This is a genomic window from Rhodanobacter ginsengisoli, from assembly GCF_042657065.1.
In the GTDB taxonomy this organism is placed as follows: Bacteria; Pseudomonadota; Gammaproteobacteria; order Xanthomonadales; family Rhodanobacteraceae; genus Rhodanobacter; species Rhodanobacter ginsengisoli.
The window spans coordinates 1,311,147-1,333,986 of the sequence record NZ_JBHSNF010000001.1; the positions used below are offsets into that span (position 1 = coordinate 1,311,147).

Sequence of the window (22,840 nt, forward strand, 5' to 3'; positions counted from 1 at the left end):
GCGGGGTAACCGTCTGCTGTGGTCAGTATTTGACCAGTGAGCGGGCAGGTCGTTATAATCCGCGGTTCGCCAGGCCCGAGTTTGGGTCATGAGCGATACCCAAGAGAATAACGACAGAAGGGCATTACCATGAGTTACGCAGTCATCAAGACTGGCGGCAAGCAGTACCGCGTCATGCAGGGCGACGTCCTGCGGGTGGAGCTGTTGACCGCCGAGGAAGGCGCCACCGTGAGCTTCGACCAGGTGTTGCTGGTCGGTTCAGGCGAGTCGGTCACCGTCGGTGCGCCGATCGTGGAAGGCGCCACCGTCAGCGCCACCATTCGCAAGCACGGCCGTGCCGACAAGATCCGCATCATCAAGTTTCGCCGACGCAAGCATTACAAGCGCCAGCAGGGTCACCGTCAGCACTTCACCGAAATCGAGATCACGGGCATCAACGCCTGAGCAACTGGAGCATTGAGTCATGGCACATAAAAAAGGCGTAGGTTCCAGCCGCAACGGTCGCGATTCGAACCCGAAATATCTGGGTGTGAAGATCTACGGTGGCCAGGCCATCGAGGCCGGCAACATCATCGTGCGTCAGCGCGGCACCCAGTTCCATCCGGGCACCGGTGTCGGTCTGGGTCGTGACCACACGCTGTTCGCGTTGGTCGACGGTACCGTCAAGTTTGCAGTTCGCGGCGACAAGAATCGCCGTTTCGTCGACGTCGTGCAGGCGTAAGCCCCGCGCGATGCGATAGCGAAGGCCCCGCTTCGGCGGGGCTTTTGTTTTCCGGGAGCGGAATGGCCGCGACAAGCCGGGACGGCGCAAGTCCCGTACCATGTCCGGCGTTGTCCGATCTTCCGATTTCCATCCCCCATTTCGATTCCCGGTTGTACTCCCATGAAATTCGTCGACGAAGCCAACATCAAAATCCAGGCTGGCGATGGCGGCAATGGCTGCATCAGCTTCCGCCGCGAGAAGTTCATCCCGTTCGGTGGTCCCGATGGCGGCGATGGCGGCTTTGGCGGTTCGGTCTGGCTGGTCGCCGACGAAGGCCTGAATACCCTGGTCGATTTTCGCCATCAGCGCAGCTTCAAGGCGCAGCGCGGGCAGAACGGCATGGGCAGCCAGATGTACGGCAAGGGTGGCGAAGACACCATCATCCGCGTGCCGGTGGGCACGATGATCACCAATGTCGATACCGACGAGGTGATCGGCGACCTCACCGCCGACGGTCAGCGCATGCTGGTGGCGCAGGGCGGCAAGGGCGGCCTGGGCAACATCCATTTCAAGACGTCGGTGAACCGGGCGCCGCGCAAGGCCACGCCGGGCACGCCGGGCGAGGCGCGTGAACTGAAGCTGGAGTTGCGCCTGCTGGCCGACGTGGGCCTGCTCGGCTTTCCGAATGCGGGCAAGTCCACCTTCATCCGTGCGGTGTCCGCCGCCACCCCGCGGGTGGCCGACTATCCGTTCACCACGCTGGTGCCGAATCTGGGCGTGGTCAGCCTCGGTGTCGACCAGAGCTTCGTGATCGCCGACATTCCGGGCCTGATCGAGGGGGCTTCCGAAGGTGCCGGCCTGGGCATCCAGTTCCTGCGCCACGTGGCCCGGACCAGCCTGCTGCTGCACCTGGTCGACATCGCGCCGCTCGACGGCGCGAACGTGGCCGATCAGGTGCGTGCGATCGAGCTGGAACTGGAGAAGTTCAACCCCGAGTTGCTCGAACGTCCGCGCTGGCTGGTGCTGAACAAGGCCGACATGCTGGCCGAGGACGAGCGTGCGGAAGTGGCCGCGAAGATCATTGCCGAGCTGGGCTGGACCCAGCCGTGGTTCCTGGTCTCGGCGATCGCCCGCGAGAACACCATGGCCGTGTGCCAGCAGGTGCAGCAATTCTTCGAGTCGCAACGCGAGATCAGCGCCGCGCGCACCGAAATGCTGCGCGGCGACGTGCGCCTGCGCGGCGAGGAGCCGCCGCAAGGCTGATCGGCCCGGCCATCCCGCGCCCGGTGGGCGAGCAGATGCGGGCCGTCGAGCGGTCCGGCGCAGAGCGCTGCGGCTTCGGAACGATGCCGTTCCGTGAGCGCCCAGGGTGTCCGACGAGGAACGCCAGGGCGTGTTCCACTTGCGGTTGATAACGAGAATGATTATCATCACTCCATCTTGGTTTGAGTGGAGCACGTTGATGCGCGGGTTTTTCGTTGCTGCCAGCCTGATGCTTGCCGGTTTCTCCGTGCATGCAGGCGAGATGCCGGAATACCGGCTGGTAATCAGCAATCATCGCTACCAGCCGGCCGAGCTGAAGGTTCCCGCCGGCATCAAGTTCAGGCTGGTGGTGGAGAACCGCGACGCTTCCCCGGAAGAATTCGAGAGCACCGAGTTCAATCGCGAGAAGATCGTGATGCCGAACAGCTCGGCCCTGGTCTATGTGGGGCCGCTTGCCGCCGGACGCTACAAATTCTTCGGCGACTTCCACCAGGACACGGCGCAAGGCGCGCTGGTGGTGGAGTAGTCCCATGCCTGGCATCGCACTGCTGGTTTTCCGGGAAGTCCTGGAAGCCGCCCTGATCATCACCATCGTCTGTGCGGCCACCCGCGGGGTACCGCGGCGCGGGCTGTTTGTCGGCGGTGGCCTGATCCTGGGTGTGCTGGGCGCGATGCTGGTCGCGCTGTTTGCCGGTGCATTGGCGAATGCCTTCAGCGGTGTCGGCCAGGAAGTCTTCAATGCCGGCGTGCTGCTGGCCGCCGTATTCATGATCAGCTGGCATGTGCTCTGGATGTCCAGCCATGGGCGGGCGATGGCGGCGGAGATGCAGGCGCTGGGCGGTGCCGTTCAGAGCGGCTCCAGCTCTTTGATGATGCTGTTGCTGGTCGTGGCGCTGGCGGTGTTGCGCGAGGGCTCGGAAGTGGTGCTGTTCCTGTATGGCATGGTGGCCGGCGGCGCGGTAGGCGTACTCGGCGGGCTGGCGCTGGGCGTGATCGCGGGTAGCGCCGTGGGTTTCGCGCTGTACTACGGCCTGTTGCGGATTCCGTTGCGGCATTTCTTCAGCGCGACCAACGCGATGCTGATGTTGCTGGCCGCGGGCCTGGCGGCATCGGCGGCGCGCTATCTGGTGCAGGCCAATCTGCTGCCGGCGCTGACCGACCCGCTGTGGGACAGCTCCTGGCTGTTGTCGAATGGCTCGCTGGCCGGGCAGACGCTGCATATCCTGATCGGCTACGACGCCCGTCCATCCGGGATCATGCTGGTGTTCTACACGGTCACCCTGCTGATCCTGCTGGGCGGCATGCGCTGGGTCTCTCGCGCAGCCGACCCGCGTGCCGGCCCCGCGGCCGCCGCAATCGCAGCGCAACCCCAGTCCTGATTGATTCCACCTGCCGTCCCGGCCGTCGCGGCATGCCGCCTCGAGCGGGTGCGGTGCGCGCCCGATTTACCCGAACCCGGTTCCAAGGAAGCTGCTGCATGACCTCCGATTCCCGATTCTCCCGCGGTACAAGCCTGATGCTGTTCGCTGCTGTCACGCTGGCTGGTGCCGGGCGTGTCCAGGCCGATGACTTCATCGTGTATTCGCCGCACGTCATCGCCACCCAGACCGAGGTCGAGCTGCGTGGCTTCAGCGTCAGCGATGGCCGCAGCGACTACAACGGCGACCGCGCCGCCGAGTTTTCCGTGGCGCATGCCTTCACCAGCTGGTGGAAGCCGGAGCTGTATCTGGCCGAGTACGAAAGGGAGCCGGGTGCGGGCGGCAAGCTGGTCGGCTACGAGTTCGAGAACACCTTCCAGCTGACCGAGCCGGGCCAGTACTGGGCGGACTTCGGTCTGCTCGCGTCCTACGGCCACCCGAAGGGCGGCGGCCCCGGCGAACTCGAGTTCGGCCCGTTGATCGAGAAGACCGTGGGTCGCTTCGACCATCGGGTCAACCTGATCTGGGAGAAGCACATCGGTGCGGGCGCGCCGTCCAAGACCGAGTTCCGCTACAGCTACCAGGGCACCTACGCGATGTCGGGTGCGTTCCGCCCGGGCATCGAGGCCTACGGTCGCCCCGACGACGACTCCTACCAGGCCGGCCCGATCGTCGCCGGCGAATGGCACGTGCCGCACAGCAGCGGCAACCTGGAATATCGCTTCGGCGTGCTGCTGGGCATCAACGCGGCGGCCCCGCGTCGCACCTGGCTGGCCCAGCTGGAATACGAGTTCTTCTGAGTCACCACCGAGTTACATGCGGAACACACCGTAGCGCTGCGGTTCGATCGGTGCATTCATCGAGGCGGAGATCGCCAGGCCGAGCACCCGGCGGGTGTCGACCGGGTCGATGATGCCGTCGTCCCACAGCCGCGCGCTGGCGTAATAGGGGTGACCCTGGCGCTCGTACTGGTCGCGGATCGGCGCCTTGAAGGCTTCCTCCTCGTCCGCGCTCCAGCTCTTGCCGGCAGCCTCCAGGCCATCGCGCTTGACCGTCGCGAGCACGCTGGCGGCCTGCTCGCCACCCATCACGCTGATGCGTGCGTTCGGCCACATCCACAGGAAGCGGGCGCCGTAGGCGCGGCCGCACATGGCGTAGTTGCCCGCGCCGAAGCTGCCGCCGATCACCACGGTGAACTTGGGCACGTGCGAGCAGGCCACCGCGGTAACCATCTTCGCCCCGTCCTTGGCAATGCCGGCCTGCTCGTACTTCTTGCCGACCATGAAGCCGGTGATGTTCTGCAGGAACACCAGCGGCACGTTGCGCTGGTTGCACAGCTCGATGAAGTGCGCGCCCTTGAGCGCGCTCTCGGCGAACAGGATGCCGTTGTTGGCGACGATGCCCACCGGGTAGCCGTGGATGTGCGCGAAGCCGCACACCAGCGTCTTGCCGTAGCGCGCCTTGAACTCGTGGAATTCCGAGCCGTCGACGATGCGCGCGATCACCTCGCGGATGTCGAACGGGCGGCGGGTGTCCTGCGGGATCACGCCGTAAAGCTCCTCGGCCGGGTACTTCGGCTCGACCGGCGCGCGCAGCGCCAGCGGCATGTCCTTCTTGCGGTTGAGGTGGCCGACGATGTCGCGCGCGATCGACAGCGCGTGCGTGTCGTTCTCCGCGTAGTGGTCGGCCACGCCGGAAATCGAGGTGTGCACGTCGGCGCCGCCCAACGTTTCGGCGTCCACCACCTCGCCGGTGGCGGCCTTCACCAGCGGCGGGCCGCCGAGGAAGATCGTGCCCTGCTCGCGCACGATGATGGTCTCGTCGCTCATCGCCGGCACGTAGGCGCCGCCGGCGGTGCAGCTACCCATCACTACCGCGATCTGCGGGATGTTGAGCGAGGACATCCGGGCCTGGTTGTAGAAGATCCGGCCGAAGTGCTCGCGGTCGGGGAACACCTCGTCCTGCAGCGGCAGGAACGCGCCGCCGGAATCGACCAGGTAGACGCAGGGGAGATTGTTCTCCAGCGCCACTTCCTGCGCGCGCAGGTGCTTCTTCACGGTGATCGGGAAATAGGTGCCGCCCTTGACCGTGGCGTCGTTGGCGACCACCACCACCTCGATGCCGTTGACCCGGCCGATACCGGTGATCAGGCCGGCAGCAGGCGCGGCGTCGTCGTACATGCCATGCGCGGCCAGCGGCGACAGCTCCAGGAACGGCGAGCCCGGATCGAGCAGGGCGCGGATGCGCTCGCGCGGCAGCAATTTGCCGCGGGCCACGTGCTTCTCGCGCGCCTTGGTACCGCCGCCTTCGGCGCTGCGCGCCAGTTCGCGTCGCAGGTCGTCGACCACCGCGCGCAATTGCGCACTGCCGGACTGGAAATCGGGTGAACGCGGATCGATCTGCGAAGCAATGACGCTCATGGTTGCGGACTCACGGATGCGGGGCTGCCGTCACGGCGAAACCATGGATGATAGCCGGCGCCGGGCGGCGGCCAAAATCCCCCGGACATAATGACGGACGGGCACGAAAAAAAACGGCCGCACAAGGCGGCCGTTTTTCTGAAAACCAGTAAAGGATCAGTGACCCTTTGCTTTCTCGGCAGCTTCCTTGGCGTTCTTGGCAGCTTCCTTGGCGGCATCGGCAGCATTGTCAGCTGCACCAGCTGCATTGGACGCAGCGTCCTTGGCCATGGACATCGCGTCCTTGGCCGAGGCCGAGCTGGCCGGAGCCATCGCGGATGCCGAAGCCGCAGCCTGCTGCGCCTGGTCGGAAGCCTGGCCAGCCGAATCGGCAGCCATCTTGGCCTGATCAGCAGCCTGTTCCGTTGCCGTCGTCGGAGCCTGCGCAGCAGCCTGCTGGGCCTGGTCAGCGGACTGCTGAGCCTGGTCGGCCGACTTCTGGGCGTCCTGCGCGGAATCCTGCGCGCCATTGCTGCATGCCGCCAACAGCGCGACGAGCGCGGCGGCGAGTAGGGTACGCGTAAACTTCATGGTGGATCTCCTGTGCCGTGGAATGCCGTTTGGCCGTGTATTAATAACGCGTTCGCGGAAATTGCGCCACTTCTTTATAGCGGTTCTTCAGTGCGTATTGAAAACGGATTTAAGCAGCCGTCATGTGAAGGTCACGGGATGGACATCAAAGGCCTGCCGGAAATCAGTCGAGGCGTTCCACCGCGATCGCCGTGGCCTCGCCGCCACCGATGCACAACGCCGCCACGCCGCGCTTGAGCCCCCGTGTTTTCAATGCGTTGAGCAGGGTCACCACCAGGCGGGCACCGCTGGCGCCGATCGGATGCCCCAGTGCGCAGGCGCCGCCATTGACGTTGAGCTTTTCGTGCGGAATGCCCAGCTCCTTCATCGGGGTCATCGCGACGACCGCGAACGCCTCGTTGATCTCGAACAGGTCGACCTCGCCGACCTTCCAGCCGGCCTTGTCCAGCACCTTCTGGATTGCGCCGACCGGCGCCGTGGTGAACCACTCCGGTTCCTGCGAATGGGTGGCATGCGCCACGATCCGGGCCAGCGGTTTCAGTCCGCGCTTGTTCGCATCGTCGGCCGACAGCAGCACCACGGCGGCGGCACCGTCGGAAATGCTGGATGAGGTGGCGGCGGTGATCGTGCCGTTTTCCTTGCGGAAGGCCGGGCGCAGGGTCGGAACCTTGGCGACATCGGAGCGACCGGGCTGTTCGTCGGTGTCGACCTGCACGTCGCCCTTGCGGCCGCTCACGGTGACCGCAACGATCTCGTCGGCGAAGGCGCCGTTCTGCTGTGCCGCCTTGGAGCGGTTGACCGACTCGATCGCGAAGGCGTCCTGCTCTTCGCGGCTGAAGTGGTACTTGTCGGCGCACATCTCGCCGAACACGCCCATCGACTTGCCGTCGTACGGGTTGGTCAGGCCGTCCCAGGCCATGTGGTCGACCAGCTGGCCATCGCCGTAGCGGATGCCTGTGCGTGCGTTGACCATGTGCGGCGCATTGGTCATCGACTCCATGCCGCCGGCCACCACCACGGTCGCCGAGCCGGCCTTGATCAGGTCATGGCCCAGCATGATCGCCTTCATGCCCGAACCGCACACCTTGTTGATCGTGGTGCAGCCGACGCTGGTCGGCAGGTCGGCACCCAGCGCGGCCTGGCGCGCCGGCGCCTGGCCGAGGTTGGCCGGCAGCACGCAGCCCATGATCACTTCACTGACGTCGGCCGGCGCCACCGCGGATTGCTCCAGGGCGGCGCGAATGGCGGTGGCACCGAGCTTGGGGGTGGGTACGCCGGTGAACTGGCCGAGGAACGAGCCGATGGCCGTGCGCTTGGAACCGACGATGACGACGCTGACATCCGACATGGGGAACTCCACTGAAGACTGAAAGGCGCGAACGCCGGAGGGACAATTCGCCGATTATCGCAGCCCGCCGCAAACCGCGGCAAATCCGGGCCGATCGGGTTCAGCAAGCGCGTTGCGACACGTTTCATTGAGTTTCCGTTGTGCCAATATCGGAAAACAGGGGCGGGTGAACGTGGGCTTCATGGCCAGCGACACCGGGTGACGGCAGCAGTTGCAGGGGTGTGGCATGCAGATGTTCGAATCGGGGTTGCGCCGCCGCAAGGCGGTTCTTTTGACGGCCATGGCGCTGGGGCTGACCGCTTGCGGCGGCGGGGGAGGCAATGTCAAACCCACGCCGGTCGCGCCGGCAGCGCCGCCCCCGCCACCACCCACCACGCCAACCGATCAGCCACCGGTGGATGCGCAGCTGGCGCTCACCCACGCCTACGCGGCACATGACCAGGGCTTTACCGGGGCCGGGGTGACCATCGGGGTGGTCGACAGCGGCATCATGCGCAACCACCCGGCCCTCAGCGGACGGGTCACGCAGGAGTTGATCTTCGTCGATTCGGGTACCAACAACACTGCGATCGACGATGTGGTCGGGCATGGCACCTGGGTCTCGGAAATCGCGGCGGGTACCGCGTTCAAGCAGTTTCCCGGAGGCATCGCGCCAGGCGCGGACCTGGTCTCGGCGCGGATCATCAGCGATGTCGAGCCGAAGGACGATGGTTCCGGCAGCGGCAACCCGGTGACTGCCGCGGACGCCGATTTCTTCGGTCAGACCCTCAACCCGGCACTGATCAAGGCCGGCGTGCAGGTGATGAACAATTCCTGGGGTGGCATCTACTGGGATACCACCAATGCCTCGATCAATCAGGCGTTCGGCAACGCCTACCAGCCGTTCGTCGTGCAGCATGGCGGGCTGGTGGTATTCGCCGCCGGCAACGACTCGAAAAGCAATCCCAGCGACATCGCCGCGTTGCCCAGCGTGGCGCCTCAGCTGGAGCCGGGCTGGCTGGTCGCGGTGGCGGTCGACAGCAATCATCCGACCCAGCTGGCGAGTTACTCCAATGCCTGCGGCATCGCGATGAACTACTGCCTGGCCGCACCGGGCGACGTGATCGTCAGCGGCAAGGACGACACCGCCAGCAGCGCCAGCTACTACATCGTCAAGGGCACCTCGTTCGCCGCGCCGGAGGTCTCCGGTGCGGCCGCGCTGGTGTGGCAGGCCTTTCCGTATTTCAGCAACGACCTGGTGCGGCAGACCCTGCTGGGCACCGCCGACGATCTGGGCGCGCCCGGCCCCGATGCGGTGTTCGGCTACGGCGAGCTGGATGTCGGCAAGGCGGTGAACGGGCCGGCGAAATTCGACTGGGGCGATGTGACCGTCAGCTTTGCCGGCAATTCCAGCTGGAACAACCCGATCTCCGGCGCCGGGGGACTGATCAAGCAGGGCAGTGGCACGCTCACCCTGACGCAGGATGCCAGCTATGCCGGTCTCACCCAGGTGCAGGGAGGCACGCTCACAGCCAAGTCGCTCGCATCCGGTGTCAGCATCGGCGCGCAGGGTACGTTGAGCGGCACGCCGACGATCGGTGGCAACGTCAGCAACGCCGGGGTACTTGCCGTCGGCGGCAACGATGTCCACGTGACCGGCAACTACATTCAGCAAGGCAACGGCCGCCTGGCCTTGTCGCTGGGATCGGCCTTGCGCGTGACCGGCACCGCCAGCCTCAATGGCGGCGATCTCTACGTCACCGGCATCAACACTGGTTATGTCGCCAACTCGCACACCGATGTGCTCAGTGCCGCCGGTGGTCTGAGCGGCACCTTCAGCGCCTTGAACAAGGCATCCAACGTCACCCTGCTCACCGCCTCGCTCGCCTATGACGCCAACGATGCGTGGCTGAATGTCACCCAGGTACAGGCTACCGCGGTGCAGGGGGCTTCCTACACGGCCGCCTCCTATGGTGCCGCGCAGCGGGTCGATGGTGCATTCGCGCAGATCAATACCCAGTTGGCGGGCAGCGGGTCCGCTGCCGCCGCGTCCGTCGGCAACGGTTTCATCGGCGGCGCGGCGAGCCTGCAGCAGACGCCATCGACCACGGCCCTGCAGCAGTCGCTGGAAAGCCTGTCCGGCCAGTTGCATGCGGCCAGTGCGGCGATGACGTTCGAGGCGATCGACGCGGGCACGCGGGCGTTGTCCGATCGTTTCGACAGCCTGCTCGACAAACCGCTGGCCGGGGGCTGGACGCAGAGCCTCGGCTATCACGGCGACATGTCGCGCAGCGGCTACGGCAACGTCGGCGTCGACCTCAGCGGCTGGCTGGTCGGGCAGGACTACCGGATCGCCGGCAACGGCATCGCCGGTTATGCGCTGAGCCAGAGCGAGGGACTGGACCGGCTGACCAACGGCGCGGACCAGGGGCGTGCCCACGCGCTGGAAGGCATGCTGTACGGCGGCGTGATCCGGGGTTCCTGGTACACCATGGGTCGCCTCGGTGTCGGCAGTTATCGGGAAAACATGCGGCGCCAGCTGGAACTCGGCAATCGGTTTGCCGGCGTGTCCAGCGATGCCACGGGTCGTTACGAGGTGGCTTACGGTGAAAGCGGTTACCGCCTCGGCCTGGGTCGCACGCAGATCACCCCTTATCTGAACCTGCAATACGCCCAGGTGCAGCGCAGCGGCTTCGACGAACTGGGCGCCTATGGCTTCGGCCTGAAGTCGGGTGCGCAGATGGCCGCGCGCTGGCAGGCGGGGCTGGGCCTGCGCGCCACGCACGAATGGACGCTGGCCGGTGCCGGCACGCTGAGCCTGCAGACGCGGATGGTGTGGCAGCAATCGTTCGGCGTGCGCGGCGAGGTATTCGACGCCAGCTTCAGCGGGATCAACCAGTACGCGCCGCTTGGCGGCGTCGGCCTGTCGCGTTATGGCGGCGTGGCCGGCACCACGCTGGACTGGCAGATGACACCGCGCGCCAGCCTGCAGCTGGGTTACGACCGCTACTTCGGCGATCGCCAGCAGGCGCAGATGGGTACGCTGAATTTCCGCTGGAGCTTCTGAGCGGAGTCACTCCACGCCAACAAGAAGGCCCGCGTCACGCGGGCCTTCTTGTTGCGGCGACGAGGGTCACGCCTTGCCGTGGAACAGCTCGCGGCCGATCCGCATGCGGCTGAAGTCGATATGGAGTGCCGGTGCCGATCGCGTTTGATCGGCGTGCCTTGTCATGCCTTGCCGTGGAAAAGCTCGCGCCCGATCAGCATGCGCCTGATTTCGTTGGTGCCCGCGCCGATCTCGTACAGCTTGGCGTCACGCAGCAGCCGGCCGGCGGGGAACTCGTTGATGTAGCCGTTGCCGCCCAGCGCCTGGATCGCCTCCAGCGATACCTGCACCGCGTTCTGTGAGGCATTCAGCAGGCAGGCGGCCGGGTCGATGCGCGACTTCACGCCGTGGTCGAACTGCTGCGCCACCATGTACGCGAAGCCGCGTGAGGACTGCAACGCGGTGTACATGTCGGCGATCTTCGCCTGCATCACGCCGAAGGTGCCGATCGGCGCGTTGAACTGCTTGCGCTCGCGCACGTACGGCAGGGTCAGGTCCAGCGCGGCCTGCATCAGGCCCAGCGGGCCGCCGGTCAGCACCAGCCGTTCGGTGTCCAGGCCGCTCATCAGCACCCGCACGCCTTCGTTGACCTCGCCCACGATGTTCTCGGCCGGGATCTCGCAATCCTCGAACACCAGCTCGCAGGTGTTCGAGCCGCGCATGCCGAGCTTGTCCAGCTTCTGCGCGGTGGAGAAACCCTTCATGCCCTTCTCGACGATGAACGCCGTCATGCAGCGGCTGCCGGCCGGGCGCGGCGCGGTGCGCATGTAGACCAGCAGCACGTCCGCATCCGGACCGTTGGTGATCCACATCTTCGAGCCGTTGGCGACCCACACGTCGCCCTTCTTCTCGGCCTTGCAGGTCATCGAGCCGACCACGTCGGAGCCGGCACCGGGCTCGCTCATCGCCAGCGCGCCGACGTATTCGCCACTGCACATCTTCGGGATGTACTTGCGCCGCTGCGCCTCGTTGCCGTTGTGGAAGATGTTCTGCACGGCGAGGTTCGAATGCGCGCCGTAGGACAGCCCGACCGAACCGGATGCGCGCGAGATCTCCTCCATCGCCACCATGTGCGCCAGGAAGCCCATGCCGCTGCCGCCGTACTCGGTCGGGATGGTCACCCCGAGCAGGCCCATCTCGCCGAACTTGCGCCACAGGTCGGCCGGGAACAGGTTCTCGCGGTCGATCAGGTCGGCGCGCGGGGCGATCTCCTTCTCCGCGAAGCCGTGCACGCTCTCGCGCAGCAGGTCGATGTCTTCTCCGAGCGGAAACGGGCGCATGCGATGGAACTCCGGGTGGGTCAAGCCGGTGAATGATAGCGCGTCACCCATGAGCCCGCCGTCGGCGGCCACGCGGGCGGGTTGTCGCAGGCGTACGGCGGTCAGGTGCCGGCGGCGATCTCCGTGCCCAGCGCGGCGAGCCGATCGCGCTGCGCCACCACCAGGCCGAGCTGGGTCAGCACCAGCCGGGCGATCTCCGGGCCGGCCGCCGCGAGCCCGGGCGCGGCGGCCGGCCCGACCTCATCGCCGACTGCCGCGACGGCAGCGCCGGTGGCCAGCGCGTCGGCCAGTTCATCGAGCGCGGCGACCGCCCGCGCACCGGCCTGTTCCACCGCTTCCAGCACGTCGGGTTCGGCCAGTCGCTGGCGGTGCGCGCCCAAGGTGGAGAGGTGGCCGAGCAGGGTATGCGCCGAAGTCAGGAAACGCAGCAACTGCTCGCCGCCCTGGCGGTGGCGATCGGGTTCGCGCAGCAGGTTCGCCAGCACGCCGCCGAGCGCCGCATGGGCGTTGTGCGCATCGCGGCGGGCGATCCGGTAGGCGAGGTCGTCGAGCCGGCCGCTGGCGTACTGGGCGATGATCCGGGCCAGGTAGCGCGCGTCGCTGCGCACGGTATCGGCCAGCACCAGGCTCAGCTGGCGCCGGTGCCAGTCGGGCAGGATGAACCAGGTCGCCAGCGCCGCGATGGCGGCGCCGATCAGGGTGTCCAGCAGGCGCGGCCACATCACCTCGTAGCCGCTGCCGAGCTGGTTGAAGCACAGCACCACGAACAGCGTGATCGCGGCGGTGGCGGTGATATAGCGGCGCTGGCGGGCGGCGAAGAAGACCACCCCGGAAAGCACCAGCAGCAGCTGGGCCGGACCGAACGGCAGCAGGTGCAGCGCCGCCCAGCCCGCGACCAGGCCGGCCACGGTGCCGGCCACGCGTTGCAGCAGCCGTCGACGCGTGGCGCCGTAACTGGGCTGGCAGATCAGCAGGGTGGTCAGCAGGATCCAGTAGCCGTTCTGCGGATGCACCGCGCGCAATACGGCATAGCCCAGCAGCAGCGCGAGAGCCAGCCGCAGCGCATGCCGGAAGCGCAGCGATTGCGGGGTGAACTGGATGCGGATGCGCGCCCATGCCTCGCCGAGCGAGCGCGGGCCGGGATCCTGCAGTGCGCTGTCGGCCCCCGCGGCGGGCGTCGATGCCGCCGCGCCGCCGGCCAGCTGGGCCTGGATCGCCGCCATGTTGCGCAACAGCGCATCCAGCGAATGCAGCAGCGCCTGCGCGGGCGGCGCGCACCGGCCGTGCAGCGCCGCGATCGCGCTGCGCACGTCGTCCAGCGCCGCGTCCGCCGCGACGCCGGCGGGTGCCGCCACGTGCAGGCGCAGGGCCTCGGCGCGGCGGCGGCAGTCGCGTGCCTGCAGCCGCAGCAGGTGCTCGCAGCGGAACAGCACGTCGCTGTGGAAAAACGCCTCGGCCAGCGCGTCGTACGGGTAGTGCGACGAGCTCACCCGCTCGTGGATGTCCTGCGCCACGAAATACAGCTGCAGCTTCTCCGCGGTGGCGCCGCGGGGACGGCGCGGGCCGATCCGGTCGATCAGCACCAGCCGGGTATCGTTCAGCGCCTGCACCACCCGTTCGTTCTGGCGGGCCAGTGCGAGCTGCAGCGCATCGCGGTCGAGCCCGGGCAGCGGCGCGAACAGCGCAGCCTTCGCCTCCAGGTAGTCGGCCAGCGCATCGAACAGCCGCGCGAGCGCCAGGCGGATCGCCAGCTGCGGCGCCAGCGCGCTCCAGGCCAGCGACAGCACGCCATACCAGGCCGCGCCCAGCAGCAGGTGCAGCGGTTGCCGCAGCAGCTCCGGCGCCGCCCGGCCGGGCAGGTCCGAGCCGATCATGGTGTACACCGACAGGATCAGCGTGGCGCCGGCGATCGTGGCGTAGCGTCCGCTCGCCGCGCCCAGCATCACCAGTGCGAACGTGGCCAGCGGCAGGGCCAGCGCAAACAGCGGCGGCCACGGCATCAGCCACTCGACCGCGAACGCGGCGAGCGCGAAACAGGCCAGGGTGACCAGCAAGGTGCCCAGGCGGTTGCGCCAGTGGTCCTCGGTTTCCGCCAGGGCGCAGGCGATCGCGCCGAGCAAAGCGGGGATCGCCTCGGCGAAGCGGCCGGTGAACAGGCTCCAGGCGACGATGCCGCCCAGTGCGAGCAGCACCCGCACGCATTCGGCAAAGCGGTCGGAGCCGCGCAGGCGGCGCCAGAAACAGGCGGGGGCGGAGAGGGGTTTCACGGTCATCAGCATACGTGAGGGCGGTCGCCGCGAGGCGATGGACGTCCATACGAAAACGCCGGCCTGGTGGCCGGCGTTCCGTGTCGTCGTGGCGCGTGTCGCTTACTGACCGCGCATGCGGCCCTGGAAGCGGGTGCCGCCGTTGCCCATGTGCGGCAGCTTGATCTTGCCGATCGCGCTGATGCGCTCCTCGGCCAGACGGTCGGCGGCCAGGTAGGTCGGGATGCCTTCGGTCTTGCTGATCTCGAAGATCCGGCCCAGGTTGTAATAGATCGTGCGCATCATGCGCATCGCGCGCTCGCGGTTGTAGCCGTCGATTTCCAGCGACACGTTCATCACGCCGCCGGCGTTCACCGCATAGTCCGGCGCGTACAGCACGCCGCGCTTCTGCAGCTCGTCGCCGATCTCGTCGGTGGCCAGCTGGTTGTTCGCCGCGCCGCAGATGATCTTCGCCTTGATGCGGTCGATCGTCTGCTCGTTGACGGTGCCGCCCAGCGCGCACGGCGAATACACGTCGGCGTCGACGTCGTAGATCTCGTCCAGGCCCACCGCCTCGCAACCCAGCTCGTCGACGCAGCGCTGCACCGCGTCCTTGTTGATGTCGGTGACGAACACCTTGGCGCCCTGCTCGCGCAGCAGCTTGATGAACTCGCCGCCGACATGGCCGCAGCCCTGCACCGCGTAGCTGTACTTGCCCACGTCCTCGTTGCCGTGCTTGAACTGCAGCGCGGCCATCAGGCCCTGCAGGGTGCCGTAGGCGGTGAACGGCGACGGGTCGCCCGAGCCGCCATGCACCTGGTGCACGCCGGTCACGTACTCGGTTTCACGGAACACGTATTCCATGTCGTTGACGTCGATGCCGACGTCCTCGGCCGTGATGTAGCGGCCGTTGAGCGAGTTGACGAAACGGCCGAACGCGCGGAACAGCGCCTCGGACTTGTCCTTGCTCGGGTCGCCGATGATCACCGCCTTGCCGCCGCCCAGGTTCAGCCCGGCCACCGCGTTCTTGAACGTCATGCCGCGCGACAGCCGCAGCACGTCGTTCACCGCTTCCTGCTCGGTCTTGTACGGCCACATGCGCAGACCGCCGAGCGCGGGGCCCAGCACCGTGTTGTGAATCGCGATGATGGCCTTCAGGCCGGCGTCCTTGTTGTGGCAGAACACGACTTCTTCGTGACCGGTCTTGGCGATGGTTTCAAAAATCATTGGAACGGTGACTCCGTTGATTGGCGGTGCCGGGGAGGGCATCTGCAGGGGATCGGCGGGGCTTGCTGAACCCGCCTGAGTGGATGAATGAGTGGATGAACAGGCCGGATACTCTTCGCCCCGGACGGGGCCGGGGCGAGGAATCAAGGCGCGCAGTTTAGTACGTCGTCCCCCGGCGCGGTGATGCGGTGCGTCAAGTCGCCCGCGTATGTGGCCCCGGCGAAGCCGGCAAGCCCCGCGGCGCGGGGCTTGCGGTCGATCCGGCTGGATTCAGCCGGACACCCACACCCCGACGCGCCAGTGCCAGCCGTCGGGGCGATGTTCCCAGTGCGGGTTCAGGTAGCGGTAGCCCGCGCGGACGCGCTCCCAGTGGCCGGGCACCGCGACATAGTCGTGGCCGTTCCAGCGCCAGTAGCCGTGGGCCCACAGATAGCCCGGGCGCGGCGGCACCCGTTCCAGCATCGGTGGCGGGGGCGGCCGCGGCGCGATCACGGTGACGCCGTCCCCGGCCCCGCGGTCCTGCAGCATGCGGCCGTGCACACCGGCCGCGGCCAGCAGCGCGGTGGAGAGCAGGGCAACGGCGGCGAGTCGACGAAGAATCATGCGGGCGGGATATCCGAAGGTTGGCCGCCATCATCCCGCACGGCGCCGGCCCGGGCCAGCGCCGTCGGTGTGATCACGTCCCGGGTTCAACGGCCCCAGTAGCCTTCGCGGAAACGCCAGCGCGGCCCGTCCTGCACCCAGTACGCCCGGTGATAGCGCAGGCCCGGACGGGCGCGCACCCAGTAACCGCCAACCCAGACATGCCGATGCCCGCGGCCGTCCCAGCGCCAGTAGCCCGGCGCCCACACATAGCCGCGCCGCGGCGGCGGCCGCCGTTCGAGGCGGGGCGGCGGTGGCGCCACGTTGATGCCGATGCCGACCGACACGTGGGTGCGGGCGGTGGCGGGGGGTGCATAGATCGTCGCGGCGAAGGTCAGGCCCAGTCCGGCCAGCAGGGCCAGCTTGAGGGGTGATCGGTTCATGGCGTTCTCCGTCAGCGCCGCGGGATGCGGCAGGCAGGAGGGAGAACGGCGCACGTGCCGGACAGTTGACCGCGCGGGCCGCCCCGGTTCAGCGGCCGCTCGGTATCGGTGCCCGCTACATCCGGCAGTTCGGCGCGTGGCCGCTGGCGCGCGCCTGCTGGTACACCGGCAGCAGCTGTTGCGCCTGCCGCTCCAGCGTCAGTGCGCGGTTGCCCGACGAGGGGTGGGTGGACAGGAACGCCGGTGGCTTGCTGCGGCCCTGCGCACCCATCTTCTGCCACAGCGTCACCGCCGCACGGGGATCGAAGCCCGCCTGCGCCATGTAGCGCTGGCCCAGGATGTCGGCCTCGCTTTCCTGGGTGCGCGAGAACGGCAGCAGGATGCCGACCTCGGCGCCGAGGCCCAGCGCGGCGGCCGCATAACCGGTGTCGGTGCCGCGCGAGCCGGCGTAAAGGGTGCCGGCCGCCACCGCCGCCTGGGTCGCCATGGTGTCGGACACGCGCTCGGCGCCGTGCCGCGCCACCACGTGCGACAGCTCATGGCCGAGCACCACCGCCAGCTGGTCCTGGTTGCTGGCGAGCTTGAACATGCCCCGGTTCACCCCGATCCGGCCGCCGGGCAGGGCGAACGCGTTGGCGCTGTCGTCGCCGACGATCTGCACCTCCCACTGCTGCGCATTCCACGGTGGCGGCAGCACCGCGATCAGCGCGTGGGACACGCAGGTGGCGTAGGCGCGCTCGCGCGGCGCGTCGACGAACTTGCCCTGCTTGCGCATGTCGTTGAACGCGCTCAGCCCCATCTGGCTCATCTGGCTGTCCGACACCACCATCAATTGCGAACGGCCGGTGGGCGAGGTGACGCATGCGCCCAGCAGCAGGGCGGCCAGCGTGATGAGCAGATACCTCGGTTTCATACGTGAATTCCCTGATTGGTCATGAGTCGAGCATACCCGCAGGAAATCACGCCGGCGATCAAGCGGGCGTGGATGAAATGTACGAACGATCGTGCTATTTTTCGTCGCATGACCATCGCAACCCCTCCCGGCAAACGCGCGTCCACCCGCGAAACCATCCTCGACCATGCCTACGAGCTGGCCCGCAGCGAGGGGCTGGAAGGCCTGTCGATCGGCCACCTGGCGACCGCCGTGGGCATGTCCAAGAGCGGCGTGTTCGCGCATTTCGGCTCGCGCGAGGACCTGCAACTGGCCGTGCTCGACACCGGCAGCCGGCGCTTCATCGAGCGTGTGCTGCTGCCGGCGCTGAAGCAGCCGCGCGGCCTGCCGCGCCTGCGCGCGATCGTGGCGCACTGGTTCGAATGGAACCGCGAGCACCAGAGCGGCTGCGTGCTGCTGTCCGCCGCCAGCGAATACGACGGGCGCGACGGCGCGTTGCACGACGGCGTGGTGGCGCAGCAGGCCGGCTGGCGCGACCAGTTGCAGAAGGCGATCGGCCAGGCCGTGGAGGAAGGCCATCTGGGCGCCGGTACCGATGTCGCCCAGCTCGGGTTCGAGATCTACGCGCTGATGCTAGGCCTGCACCACGACGCCGGGCTGTTCGGATTCGACGAGGCCGGCCGCCGCACCCTGGCGGCCTTCGAGCGCCTGTGGCGCAGCTGGCAAACCTGAGGTAATCCGCATGTCCTCCAAGTCCTCCACCGCATCCGCCCAGACCGACCTGGCCACCCGCCTCCGGCTCGGCGTGCTGCGCGCCAGCTTCGCGCTGGGCAGCCGGCTGGCGCCCCGGCGCACCGTCAACCGGGCCGCGCGGCTGTTCGCCACGCCGTTCGCCAGCAGCCGCAGCCGTGCGCAGGCGGTGCAGGGCGATGCCGACATGCGGCGCGGCGAGCTGCGGGTCCACGGCGAAGCCATCGCCATCTACGTGTGGGGCGATCCGTCGCGCCAGCCGTATGCGCTGCTGGCGCATGGCTGGTCCAGCTTCGGCCTGCGCTTCCTGCCGTGGGTGGCGAAGCTGCGCGCGCTGGGCTACGCCGTGGTCACGTTCGACCAGCCCGGCCACGGCCACAGCAGCGGCAAGCTGTGCACCCTGCCGGAATTCACCGCCACGATCCGCGCGGTCGGCGAACACTACGGCGAGGCCGCGCTGGCGATCGGCCACTCGCTGGGCGGCGCGGCGCTGACCCTGGCGCAGGGCGAAAGCTGGCGCGCGCGCCGGTTGATCCTGATCGCGCCCGCGGTCGACATGGCCGCCGCGGCGGGCCGCTTCTTCCGCTTCGTGCGCCTGGCCGAGCATCTGCGCCAGCCGTTCTACGCCTGGCTGCTGCGCCGCACCGGCGTGCCGATCGAGCAACTGCAGGTGCAGCGGCATCTGCCCGCGCTGGGCGCGCCCGGCCTGATCGTGCACGACCTCGACGACCGCGACGTGCCGTGGGGCGAGGGCGAGCGCTATGCGCAGTACTGGCCCGGCGCGCGGCTGTACACCACGCAGGGGCTGGGCCATCGCCAGGTGCTCGATGCCCCCGAAACGATCGAGGCCGCGCTGGCCTTCCTGCGCGGCGAGCCGGTCGGCACGCGCGTGGTCGGCAGCGCCAATCTGGCGCGCTGCCTGTAGCCGCCGTACGCCGAGGTACGCGGCCGCTCCAAGCGTTCGAGGGCGAACCCCACTAGAATCGGGGGGTTCAAGCACACGATGTCCGGAGTTGCCATGAGTTCCCCCGCCAAGCACGTCCCCGCCGCCACCGCGCCCGCCGAAACCACCCCGCTGCGCTTCGTCACCGCGGCCAGCCTGTTCGACGGCCACGACGCGGCGATCAACATCATGCGGCGGATCATCCAGTCGCAGGGCGCGGAGGTGATCCACCTCGGCCACAACCGCTCGGTCGAGGACGTGGTGCGCGCCGCGCTGCAGGAGGACGCCGACGCCATCGCGCTGTCGTCCTACCAGGGCGGCCACGTCGAGTACTTCAAGTACATGGTCGACATGCTGCGCGAGCGCGGCGCCGGCCACATCCGCGTGTTCGGCGGCGGCGGCGGCACCATCACGCCGGAGGAGATCAGGGAACTCGAGGCCTACGGCGTCGAGCGCATCTACCACCCCAACGACGGCATGAAGCTCGGCCTCACCGAGATGATCGAGGACGTGATGCAGCGCGCCCGCGCCGGCGCGGCCCAGCGCGCCCAGGCGGAAGCCGCCGCCGTGCCGAAGATCGACATCGACGACGAGATCTCGATCGGCCACATGCTCTCGGCGATCGAGGAAGGCCACCTCGCCGACGCCGAGCTGGCGCGCCTGCGCAAGGAATGGAAACTCGCCGGCAAGCACACCCCGGTGCTCGGCCTCACCGGCACCGGCGGCGCCGGCAAGTCGTCCGTGGTGGACGAACTGCTGCTGCGCTTCCTGCACGCGTTCCCCAAGATGCGCATCGCCGTGCTGGCGGTCGATCCGACCCGGCGGCGTTCCGGCGGCGCCCTGCTGGGCGACCGCATCCGCATGAATTCGCTGCGCAGCCACCGCGTCTACATGCGCTCGATGGCCACCCGCCGCCAGCACGCGGCCACCAGCATCGTGCTGCACGACTGCATCGACTTCCTCAAGGGCCAGCCGTATGACCTGGTGATCGTCGAGACCGCCGGCATCGGCCAGAGCGACTCGGAGATCGTCGACCTGGTCGACTTCCCGGTCTACGTGATGACCAGCGACTACGGCGCCGCCAGCCAGCTGGAGAAGATCGACATGATCGACTTCGCCGAGCTGGTGATCCTCAACAAGTTCGACAAGCGCGGCGCCGAAGACGCGCTGCGCGACGTGCGCAAGCAGTGGAAGCGCAACCGCACGGCGTTCAACGTCAAGGACGAGGACGTGCCGGCGTACCCCACCATCGCCAGCCAGTTCAACGACCCCGGCGTCAGCTGGATGTTCGCCAACCTGTGCCGGCTGATGCGCGACAAGCTGGCGCTGCCCGCCGAGCAGTGGACGCCGCAGCTCGACACCACGCTGAAATCCCCGCGCGCCACCGTGCTGATCCCCGGCAGCCGCGTGCGCTACCTTGCCGAGATCGCCGAGCAGGGCCGCGCGATCAACCGCAGCATCGAGACCCAGGCCGAATTCGCCAGCAAGGCGCAGCATTACTACGAGTCGCTGAAGGAACTGGGCGACACCAAGCTGCCCAAGCCGCTGGAGCTGTACCGCCACGCCGACCTGCACGAGGCCTTGCTTCCCTCTCCCTCTGGCGACCGTGAGGGAGTCCCCTTGCGGGTGAGAGGGACCGAGGGTGAGGGTACGGTCGGAGCGGAAGGCTCCCCGCAAGCCCCGCACCCGCAGGGAGACCATGTCGACCGTTCGCTCCTGCTCCTGCGCCAGCGCTACAACGCCGCACTGAAGGAACTCAGCCACGAGGCGATCCACCAGCTGCGCGAGTGGCCTGCGCTGTACCAGTCGGTCACCGCCGAGGTCAACGAGTACAAGGTGCGCGACAAGGTGATCCGGGTCGAGAACTACCGCGACTCGCTGAGCCACCAGAAAATCCCCAAGGTGGCGCCGCCGAAGTCGAAGGACTGGGGCGAGCTGGTCAGCTTCCTCGGCCGCGAGAACCTGCCGGGCCACTACCCGTACACCGGCGGCGTGTATCCGTACCGCCGCAGCGGCGAGGACCCCACCCGCATGTTCGCCGGCGAAGGCACGCCCGAGCGCACCAACCGCCGCTTCCATTACCTCAGCCAGGGCGGCGCCGCCACGCGCCTGTCCACCGCGTTCGACTCGGTCACCCTGTACGGCGAAGACCCGGCCCCGCGGCCGGACATCTACGGCAAGATCGGCAACTCCGGCGTCAACATCGCCACCCTGGACGACATGAAGAAGCTGTACTCCGGCTTCGACCTCTCCGCGCCCAGCACCTCGGTGTCGATGACCATCAACGGCCCCGCGCCGATGATCCTGGCGATGTTCATGAACACCGCCATCGACCAGAATGTCGAGAAGTACCTGCGCGAGGACGCCGCCCGCTGGGCTGCCGCCGAGCAGAAGATCGCCGCGCTGTACAAGGACATCCCGCGTCCGCAATACCTCGGTGAACTCCCGGCCGGCAACGACGGCCTGGGCCTGGGCCTGCTCGGCGTGTCCGGCGACGAGCTGGTCGATGCCGAGACCTACGCGCGGATCAAGACCGACACGCTCACGAAAGTGCGCGGCACCGTGCAGGCCGACATCTTCAAGGAGGACCAGGCGCAGAACACCTGCATCTTCTCCACCGAATTCGCGCTGCGCATGATGGGCGACATCCAGCAGTACTTCGTCGACCACAAGGTGCGCAACTTCTACTCGGTGTCCATCAGCGGGTATCACATCGCCGAAGCCGGGGCCAACCCGATCAGCCAGCTCGCCTTCACCCTCAGCAACGGCTTCACCATCGTCGAGTACTACCTCGCCCGCGGCATGAGCGTGGACGACTTCGCGCCAAACTTAAGCTTCTTCTTCTCCAACGGCATGGACCCGGAGTACACCGTCATCGGCCGCGTCGCCCGCCGCATCTGGGCCCGCGCCATGCGCGAACGCTACGGCGCCAGCGCCCGCAGCCAGATGATGAAGTACCACATCCAGACCTCCGGCCGCTCGTTGCACGCGCAGGAGATCCAGTTCAACGACATCCGCACCACCCTGCAGGCGATGTACGCGCTGTTCGACAACTGCAACAGCCTGCACACCAACGCCTACGACGAGGCGATCACCACGCCGACCGAGGAAAGCGTGCGCCGCGCGGTGGCGATCCAGATGATCATCAACAAGGAGCTGGGCCTCAACTTCAACGAGAACCCGTGGCAGGGCAGCTACGTCGTCGACACGCTGACCGACCTGGTCGAGGAAGCGGTGTACAAGGAGTTCGAGGCGATCAGCGAAAGGGGTGGGGTGCTTGGCGCGATGGACACCATGTACCAGCGCGGCAAGATCCAGGACGAGTCGATGTATTACGAGCACAAGAAGCACGATGGCTCGTTGCCGTTGATTGGGGTGAATACCTTTTTGCCGAAGGATCATGCGGGGGAGATTGCTACCGAGATTGAGTTGATTCGGTCTACCCCTGAGGAGAAGGGGGCGCAGATTGCTAATGTTAAGCGGTTTGGGGAGGCGCGGAATGCGTTGGCTGCGGATAGCCTTAAAGTGCTACAAAGGACGGCGCGGGAGCGGCGGAATGTGTTCGAGCAGTTGATCGAGGCGGTGAAGTACAACTCGTTGGGGCAGATTTCGCATGCGCTTTATGAGGTGGGGGGGGAGTATCGGCGCAACATGTAACTCGAGGGGCATC

The 22,840-nt window shown here is 67.5% G+C and carries 19 protein-coding genes; 10 read left to right on the forward strand and 9 right to left on the reverse strand.

Annotated elements, in window-relative coordinates; genetic code table 11:
* Positions 1-129: 129 nt before the first annotated feature.
* From rplU to ACFPPA_RS06010, 6 genes are all read left to right on the forward strand, one after another.
* The gene (gene rplU, locus ACFPPA_RS05985; protein ID WP_377318230.1) at positions 130-444 is read left to right on the forward strand and encodes a 50S ribosomal protein L21; all 315 of its coding nucleotides are present in this window, start codon (positions 130-132) and stop codon (positions 442-444) included.
* Between the two features lie 19 nt (positions 445-463).
* Entirely contained in the window at positions 464-721 is a 258-nt protein-coding gene (gene rpmA, locus ACFPPA_RS05990; RefSeq protein WP_149363639.1) for a 50S ribosomal protein L27, read from the forward strand.
* A gap of 162 nt (positions 722-883) precedes the next feature.
* Complete coding sequence (gene cgtA / locus ACFPPA_RS05995; RefSeq protein ID WP_377318232.1) at positions 884-1,966, forward strand: Obg family GTPase CgtA; 1,083 nt, start codon at positions 884-886, stop codon at positions 1,964-1,966.
* A 199-nt stretch (positions 1,967-2,165) separates the two neighbouring features.
* Positions 2,166-2,492, forward strand: coding sequence for a cupredoxin domain-containing protein (locus ACFPPA_RS06000; RefSeq protein ID WP_377318234.1), 327 nt, complete (start codon positions 2,166-2,168; stop codon positions 2,490-2,492).
* Between the two features lie 4 nt (positions 2,493-2,496).
* A complete protein-coding gene (locus tag ACFPPA_RS06005) occupies positions 2,497-3,345 on the forward strand; it encodes an FTR1 family iron permease (protein WP_377318236.1) in 849 nt (282 codons plus the stop codon).
* A 98-nt stretch (positions 3,346-3,443) separates the two neighbouring features.
* Positions 3,444-4,184: a hypothetical protein gene (locus ACFPPA_RS06010; RefSeq protein WP_377318238.1), complete on the forward strand. Its 741-nt coding sequence runs from the start codon at positions 3,444-3,446 to the stop codon at positions 4,182-4,184.
* A gap of 12 nt (positions 4,185-4,196) precedes the next feature.
* On the opposite strand, the gene ACFPPA_RS06015 is transcribed toward ACFPPA_RS06010, so the two are convergent.
* From ACFPPA_RS06015 to ACFPPA_RS06025, 3 genes are all read right to left on the reverse strand, one after another.
* Positions 4,197-5,804, reverse strand: coding sequence for a carboxyl transferase domain-containing protein (locus ACFPPA_RS06015; RefSeq protein WP_377318240.1), 1,608 nt, complete (start codon positions 5,802-5,804; stop codon positions 4,197-4,199).
* 156 nt (positions 5,805-5,960) lie between these two features.
* Positions 5,961-6,374, reverse strand: coding sequence for a hypothetical protein (locus tag ACFPPA_RS06020; RefSeq protein ID WP_377318242.1), 414 nt, complete (start codon positions 6,372-6,374; stop codon positions 5,961-5,963).
* A 163-nt stretch (positions 6,375-6,537) separates the two neighbouring features.
* Positions 6,538-7,722, reverse strand: coding sequence for a thiolase family protein (locus tag ACFPPA_RS06025; protein WP_377318244.1), 1,185 nt, complete (start codon positions 7,720-7,722; stop codon positions 6,538-6,540).
* A 226-nt stretch (positions 7,723-7,948) separates the two neighbouring features.
* Between ACFPPA_RS06025 and ACFPPA_RS06030 the strand changes: the two genes are divergently transcribed.
* Positions 7,949-10,768, forward strand: a complete 2,820-nt coding sequence (locus ACFPPA_RS06030) for a S8 family serine peptidase (protein WP_377318246.1) — start codon at positions 7,949-7,951, stop codon at positions 10,766-10,768.
* Positions 10,769-10,929: 161 nt separating this feature from the next.
* Here the strand turns inward: ACFPPA_RS06030 and ACFPPA_RS06035 are convergent, their stop codons facing one another.
* The 6 genes from ACFPPA_RS06035 to ACFPPA_RS06060 all read right to left on the reverse strand — a co-directional run bounded on the left by ACFPPA_RS06035 (position 10,930) and on the right by ACFPPA_RS06060 (position 17,498).
* Entirely contained in the window at positions 10,930-12,087 is a 1,158-nt protein-coding gene (locus ACFPPA_RS06035; protein ID WP_377318248.1) for an isovaleryl-CoA dehydrogenase, read from the reverse strand.
* A gap of 101 nt (positions 12,088-12,188) precedes the next feature.
* On the reverse strand, positions 12,189-14,360 hold the full coding sequence (yccS, locus tag ACFPPA_RS06040) for a YccS family putative transporter (RefSeq protein ID WP_377318250.1): 2,172 nt from the start codon (positions 14,358-14,360) through the stop codon (positions 12,189-12,191).
* A 96-nt stretch (positions 14,361-14,456) separates the two neighbouring features.
* Entirely contained in the window at positions 14,457-15,560 is a 1,104-nt protein-coding gene (locus ACFPPA_RS06045) for a Glu/Leu/Phe/Val dehydrogenase dimerization domain-containing protein (protein ID WP_377318252.1), read from the reverse strand.
* A 270-nt stretch (positions 15,561-15,830) separates the two neighbouring features.
* Complete coding sequence (locus tag ACFPPA_RS06050; RefSeq protein ID WP_377318254.1) at positions 15,831-16,163, reverse strand: hypothetical protein; 333 nt, start codon at positions 16,161-16,163, stop codon at positions 15,831-15,833.
* 86 nt (positions 16,164-16,249) lie between these two features.
* On the reverse strand, positions 16,250-16,585 hold the full coding sequence (locus ACFPPA_RS06055; RefSeq protein ID WP_377318256.1) for a hypothetical protein: 336 nt from the start codon (positions 16,583-16,585) through the stop codon (positions 16,250-16,252).
* 115 nt (positions 16,586-16,700) lie between these two features.
* Complete coding sequence (locus ACFPPA_RS06060; RefSeq protein ID WP_377318258.1) at positions 16,701-17,498, reverse strand: M48 family metallopeptidase; 798 nt, start codon at positions 17,496-17,498, stop codon at positions 16,701-16,703.
* A gap of 108 nt (positions 17,499-17,606) precedes the next feature.
* On the opposite strand from ACFPPA_RS06060, the gene ACFPPA_RS06065 reads away from it, so the two are divergent.
* The 3 genes from ACFPPA_RS06065 to ACFPPA_RS06075 all read left to right on the forward strand — a co-directional run bounded on the left by ACFPPA_RS06065 (position 17,607) and on the right by ACFPPA_RS06075 (position 22,827).
* Entirely contained in the window at positions 17,607-18,209 is a 603-nt protein-coding gene (locus ACFPPA_RS06065; protein ID WP_377318260.1) for a TetR/AcrR family transcriptional regulator, read from the forward strand.
* A 10-nt stretch (positions 18,210-18,219) separates the two neighbouring features.
* Positions 18,220-19,152, forward strand: coding sequence for an alpha/beta fold hydrolase (locus ACFPPA_RS06070; protein WP_377318262.1), 933 nt, complete (start codon positions 18,220-18,222; stop codon positions 19,150-19,152).
* A gap of 93 nt (positions 19,153-19,245) precedes the next feature.
* Positions 19,246-22,827, forward strand: coding sequence for a methylmalonyl-CoA mutase family protein (locus tag ACFPPA_RS06075; protein WP_377318264.1), 3,582 nt, complete (start codon positions 19,246-19,248; stop codon positions 22,825-22,827).
* The last annotated feature ends 13 nt before the right edge of the window (positions 22,828-22,840 follow it).

What these genes read in the sequence shown, in the direction of transcription:
- ACFPPA_RS06060 (WP_377318258.1), bottom strand. Translation starts at nt 17,498, where the DNA reads ATGAAACCGAGGTATCTGCTCATCACGCTGGCCGCCCTGCTGCTGGGC.
- ACFPPA_RS06065 (WP_377318260.1), top strand. Translation starts at nt 17,607, where the DNA reads ATGACCATCGCAACCCCTCCCGGCAAACGCGCGTCCACCCGCGAAACC.
- ACFPPA_RS06075 (WP_377318264.1), top strand. Translation starts at nt 19,246, where the DNA reads ATGAGTTCCCCCGCCAAGCACGTCCCCGCCGCCACCGCGCCCGCCGAA.
- rplU (WP_377318230.1), top strand. Translation starts at nt 130, where the DNA reads ATGAGTTACGCAGTCATCAAGACTGGCGGCAAGCAGTACCGCGTCATG.
- rpmA (WP_149363639.1), top strand. Translation starts at nt 464, where the DNA reads ATGGCACATAAAAAAGGCGTAGGTTCCAGCCGCAACGGTCGCGATTCG.
- ACFPPA_RS06045 (WP_377318252.1), bottom strand. Translation starts at nt 15,560, where the DNA reads ATGATTTTTGAAACCATCGCCAAGACCGGTCACGAAGAAGTCGTGTTC.
- ACFPPA_RS06020 (WP_377318242.1), bottom strand. Translation starts at nt 6,374, where the DNA reads ATGAAGTTTACGCGTACCCTACTCGCCGCCGCGCTCGTCGCGCTGTTG.
- ACFPPA_RS06055 (WP_377318256.1), bottom strand. Translation starts at nt 16,585, where the DNA reads ATGAACCGATCACCCCTCAAGCTGGCCCTGCTGGCCGGACTGGGCCTG.
- ACFPPA_RS06005 (WP_377318236.1), top strand. Translation starts at nt 2,497, where the DNA reads ATGCCTGGCATCGCACTGCTGGTTTTCCGGGAAGTCCTGGAAGCCGCC.
- ACFPPA_RS06000 (WP_377318234.1), top strand. Translation starts at nt 2,166, where the DNA reads ATGCGCGGGTTTTTCGTTGCTGCCAGCCTGATGCTTGCCGGTTTCTCC.
- ACFPPA_RS06030 (WP_377318246.1), top strand. Translation starts at nt 7,949, where the DNA reads ATGCAGATGTTCGAATCGGGGTTGCGCCGCCGCAAGGCGGTTCTTTTG.
- ACFPPA_RS06050 (WP_377318254.1), bottom strand. Translation starts at nt 16,163, where the DNA reads ATGATTCTTCGTCGACTCGCCGCCGTTGCCCTGCTCTCCACCGCGCTG.
- cgtA (WP_377318232.1), top strand. Translation starts at nt 884, where the DNA reads ATGAAATTCGTCGACGAAGCCAACATCAAAATCCAGGCTGGCGATGGC.
- ACFPPA_RS06010 (WP_377318238.1), top strand. Translation starts at nt 3,444, where the DNA reads ATGACCTCCGATTCCCGATTCTCCCGCGGTACAAGCCTGATGCTGTTC.
- ACFPPA_RS06035 (WP_377318248.1), bottom strand. Translation starts at nt 12,087, where the DNA reads ATGCGCCCGTTTCCGCTCGGAGAAGACATCGACCTGCTGCGCGAGAGC.
- ACFPPA_RS06025 (WP_377318244.1), bottom strand. Translation starts at nt 7,722, where the DNA reads ATGTCGGATGTCAGCGTCGTCATCGTCGGTTCCAAGCGCACGGCCATC.
- yccS (WP_377318250.1), bottom strand. Translation starts at nt 14,360, where the DNA reads ATGACCGTGAAACCCCTCTCCGCCCCCGCCTGTTTCTGGCGCCGCCTG.
- ACFPPA_RS06015 (WP_377318240.1), bottom strand. Translation starts at nt 5,804, where the DNA reads ATGAGCGTCATTGCTTCGCAGATCGATCCGCGTTCACCCGATTTCCAG.
- ACFPPA_RS06070 (WP_377318262.1), top strand. Translation starts at nt 18,220, where the DNA reads ATGTCCTCCAAGTCCTCCACCGCATCCGCCCAGACCGACCTGGCCACC.